The 4510-nt window shown below is 69.9% G+C and carries 3 protein-coding genes; all 3 read right to left on the bottom strand.

Features of this window, described 5'->3' with window-relative positions:
- Window positions 1–244: 244 nt before the first annotated feature.
- Window positions 245–718 (bottom strand): chemotaxis protein CheW, encoded by a 474-nt coding sequence (locus tag RTO53_RS09220; protein WP_312237508.1) that lies wholly within the window; start codon window positions 716–718, stop codon window positions 245–247.
- Window positions 719–751: 33 nt separating this feature from the next.
- Window positions 752–2086 (bottom strand): chemotaxis protein CheB, encoded by a 1335-nt coding sequence (locus RTO53_RS09215; protein WP_312237507.1) that lies wholly within the window; start codon window positions 2084–2086, stop codon window positions 752–754.
- On the bottom strand, window positions 2073–4510 hold a 2438-nt coding region (locus RTO53_RS09210), incomplete at its 5' end, for a response regulator (protein ID WP_312237506.1). The genes RTO53_RS09215 and RTO53_RS09210, both read right to left, overlap by 14 nt.

The raw sequence follows: 4510 nt of genomic DNA, 5'->3' as shown, positions 1-4510 counted from the left end.
CCGAATCGTTCGCTTTCGGCAGGCATGGATCGTGGATCGATACGAACGTCCTGCCAAAACGCGGTGCCGACATGCAGCGGGAGGCACGGGCGCCGAAACACGCCAGCACTCCGGTAAGCATCGGGTGGAACAGCCCCCTTGAGTCAAGGGGGCGCGCCGTCAGGCGCGGAGATCTGGAGGCAGATGACGCGGGGGCCCACGATCTGCAAGGCAGATCGTGGTGAGCCTTCGCGAACGCGAAGACTCACCCCGCGACGGGGTAGGCCTCGTCCAGTGCCGCTTCCAGCGCGTCCAGATCCGGCAGCAGCGCGCTCTGCTCGCCCAGCAGCACGCGCATGTGCACGCCCTGCGGCAGGGTTTCTTCGGAGGCGTCGGCCAGCAGGCCGTCGCGCGGCACCGCGATGAGCTGCGGGAAGGTCTGGGTCAGCAGGGCGAAGTACGGGCGCCTGGCGTTGCCGCCCAGTGCCTTGAGCACCACCACCTTGTTGTTGCTGGTCACCAGTTCATCGCCCAGTCCGGACAACCGCGCAAACGACAGCAGCGGCACGTCCCAGCCGTGCCAGGCGATCTGCCCGACCAGCCAGGCCGGCGCATCGGGCACGGTCTGAACGGCGACCTTGGACATCATTTCGGCCACGGTGGCATTGGGCAGCAGCACGCGTTCGTGCCCGGCCTGGATCAATACCCCGCGGATTTCGTCGTTGCTGGCGTAGCTCATGGCGTGATTCCTGAAAGAGACGCGGCGCGGCGATTATTCGCTCACGCCCCAACGTTCGACGATGTGCTGGGCCAGCTGCGGCGGCTCGCCGGCATGCATGCCGGCGGCGACCACGGCGTTGGCAGCGGTAGGGTCGTAGCAGCCCTCACCGACCTGCCCGGCCACCCAGGCGCCTTCGCCGGCCAAGGCCAGCACTGCGTCCACCTGGCCGGCATCGGCGCCGCTGAGCAGCACCACGGCACTCTCGGACGGCGGCAGCGTGCCCACCTGGACGCCCTGCGCATCGGCGCTGAAATACAGCCCCCGGTCGCGCACTGCCAGGCCCACGTCATCGGGCAGGATGTAGGCGTTGCCGGCCTGCACCGGTTCTGCAGCTTCGGCCAGCAGCACCGGGAGCGCCGAGACGCGCGCCATCTGCTTGACCAGATTGCCGTAGCGGCCGCCGTCCAGGCGCATGTGCACCAGCACCGGCGTGGCGAGCCCGGCGGGCAGTGTGGCCAGCAGGCGGCGCAGCGCGTCGGGCCCACCGATGCCGGCCAGCACCAGCACCGCACCGGCGGCGGCGCCGTCGGCGGGGCGCTCGGCCTCCAGGTCCACCAGCGACAGGCGCGCGATGTCGAAATCGCTTGGCGGCGGTGCGGCGCTCGGGGTGGCCGACGGCGGCGGTGCGACTGCCGCGACCGCATCATCATCGACCAGCGACCAGCTGCTGTGATCGCCCAGCGGGACGCGCGGCGGTTCGGTCTGCGGTGCGGACACCGGGACCGGCGGCGGACCGGACGGCGCGGCCGGTGTGGAGAACGGCGGCTGCAGGGCGGCCAGCGCCTCTTCCAGCGACATCGGCTCGCTCAGCGTGTCCGGCGCCTGGTACAGGCCATCGGCAGGCACGTCACCGGCAGCGTCGAAGGCCTCGCGCACGTGGAAGTCCAGCGGGGCATCGGCGTGCAGTTGCGCCGGCGTGGTCGGCAGGCCCGGCTCCGGCTGCAGCAGGCCATCCTGCTCCGACCCCGGCGGCAGCACGTCCAGGTGCCCGTGCAGCTTGGCCACCAGGTGCCGTGCCCAGCGCTGCGCTTCCCAGCCTTCGCGGCGCGCGGCCAGTTCGGCTTCATCGAAGATCAGAGTCAGCGACGGCGAACCCAGCACCGGGTCCAGCCGTTCCAGCGCGTCCTCGATCGCCGGTTCCAGTGCGATCAGCACCGCGCCCGGCGCGGCATCGCGCAGCACCTGCAGCTCCAGCGTGTTGGGGTCTTCTTCCAGCACCAGGGTGGCGCCGGCCTGGCCGAGCGCCTCGCGCAGGCGCTCGCGGGCCGGACCGACCCGCGCCAGCAGCGCTACCGACAACAGCGAAGGCAGGTCATTCGCGGACACGGGCGATCCCCAGCAGGTCGTACACGTTTCGCATCAGGTCCAGTTCCTGGTAAGGCTTGCCCAGGTAACGCTGGACACCGATTTCGAAGGCGCGCTGACGGTGCTTGTCGCCGCTGCGCGAGGTGATCATCACGATCGGCACGTCCCTGTAGCGGGGATCGGCGCGCATCGCGGTGGCCAGTTCATAGCCATCCATGCGCGGCATTTCGATATCCAGCAGCATCAGGTCGGGCACGCGTTCTTCCAGCCGCTCCAGCGCTTCGACGCCGTCGCGGGCGACGGCCACTTCGAAGTTGTGGCGTTCCAGGATGCGCCCGGTGACTTTGCGCATGGTCAGCGAATCGTCGACCACCATCACCAGCGGCACGTCGCGGTCGCTGACCTGGGTGGTCGGGGCGATCGGCTTGTGCGGATTGGCCTGGAAGCGGCGCACCAACGGGGCGACGTCGAGGATGACCACGACCCGGCCATCGCCGGTGATGGTCGCGCCGTAGATACCCGGCACCGAGGCGATCTGCAGGCCGACCGGCTTGACCACGATTTCGCGGTTGCCCAGCACCTGGTCGATGGCCACGGCCGCGCGCAGTTCACCGGCGCGGACCAGCAGCAGCGGCACCTGGGCCTGGCCTTCGGCGCGGGCCTGGCCCTGGCCGATCAGCGTCCCCAGATCGTGCAGCGCGAAGGCTTCGCCACCGTAGTGGTAGCTGCCGTCGATGGTCTCGAAGCGCTCGCGCGAGATCCGGCCGATGCCGCTGACCGAGGCCACCGGCACGGCGAAGGTGGTCTCGCCGATCTGCACGAACACCGCCTGGGTGACCGCCAGCGTCTGCGGCAGGCGCAGGGTGAAGGTGACGCCCTGGCCACGCACCGAGTGGATGTCCACCGAGCCGCCAAGCTGGCGCACTTCGTTGTGCACCACGTCCATGCCCACGCCACGGCCGGCCAGCTGGCTGACCTGGTCGGCAGTGCTGAAACCGGGCGAGAAGATCATCGCGTCCAGTTCGGTCTCGCCGAGCACGGCATCGGGCTCGACCAGGCCGCGCTGTTCGGCGCGGCGACGGATCGCCTCGCGGTCGAGCCCGGCGCCGTCGTCGGCCACTTCCAGCACGATTTCCGAGCCTTCGCGGCGCAGGCGGATGGCGATCTCGCCTTCTTCCGGCTTGCCGGCGGCGCGACGCTGTTCCGGGGTTTCCAGACCGTGCGCGACCGAGTTGCGCAGCATGTGTTCCAGCGGCGCGACCATGCGGTCGAGCACGTTGCGGTCCAGTTCGCCGTGGGTTCCCTCCAGGGTGACGTGGACCTGCTTGCCGGTGTCCTGGCCGGCCTGGCGGACCACCCGGCGCAGGCGCGGCACCAACCCGTCGAACGGCACCATGCGCGCGCGCATCAGGCCATCCTGCAGTTCCGAGCTGACCCGCGACTGCTGTTGCAGCAGCACGTCGTACTGGCGCGACAGATCGTCCAGCACACCCTGCAGGCCGCCCAGATCGGCTGCCGATTCGTTCAGCGCGCGGCTGAGCTGCTGCAGCGTGGAGAAACGGTCCAGTTCGAGCGGATCGAACTTGTGGTCGGCCTGGTCCTGCTCGCGCTGGTAGCGGGCGACGATCTGCGCCTCGGTTTCCAGGTCCAGGCGGCGCAGCTGGTCGCGCAGACGCGCATTGGTGCGGTCCAGTTCGCCCATGGCGCCGCGGAAGGCACCGAGCTGCTGTTCCAGTCGCGAGCGGTAGATCGCCACTTCACCGGCGTGGTTGACCAGCCGGTCGAGCAGGTCGGCACGCACGCGCACCTGTTCCTGCTGCGGACGGGCCAGCATGTCGTCGTCGGTACTGGCCTCCAGCGGCAGCGGTGCAGACAACGGGGCCTCGGCGACGGCCGTGTCGACCTCCACCGGGGCGGCGTCGGCAGCGTCGGCGGCGCGGTCGACCACGACCGGTTCGATCCGGCCCAGCGTGCGCTGTTCGAAGGCGCCGATGAGGTCCTCGGGCATCGCCACGCTGCGGTGCTGGCCGGTGCGGGTCAGCATCTGGTGCAGGCGATCGAAGCCGCGTTCCAGCAGGTGCACGTCACTGCGGTCGATATCGGTGCGGTTGGCCGCAACGGCTTCCAGCAGCGATTCGATGCCGTGGCCGAGGTCGCCGATCGGGTTGATCCCGGCCATGCGCGCGCCACCCTTGAGGGTGTGCAGATCACGCTGCAGGCCGGCGATGACGTCGCGGTCATTCGGCGCGGCGCGCAGTTCGCTGATCAGGCCATCGCAGTGGTCGAGCAGGTCCTTGCCCTCTTCCACGAAGATGTCGACCAGCTCTTCGTCCAGAACGCTGAAGTCCAGCGGCTCGGCGCCGTCTTCTTCGACGCTGTCTCCGGCGTCGAGGTCGCCTGCGTCATTGGCCGCTGGCGCGTCGGTCCGCGCGGCGCTGGCGGCGA

It is taken from the genome of Stenotrophomonas sp. (assembly GCF_031995405.1).
Lineage (GTDB): Bacteria > Pseudomonadota > Gammaproteobacteria > Xanthomonadales > Xanthomonadaceae > Stenotrophomonas.
This window is presented reverse-complemented; position numbering and strand designations above follow the sequence as displayed.

What these genes read in the sequence shown, in the direction of transcription:
- RTO53_RS09220 (WP_312237508.1), bottom strand. Translation starts at nt 718, where the DNA reads ATGAGCTACGCCAGCAACGACGAAATCCGCGGGGTATTGATCCAGGCC.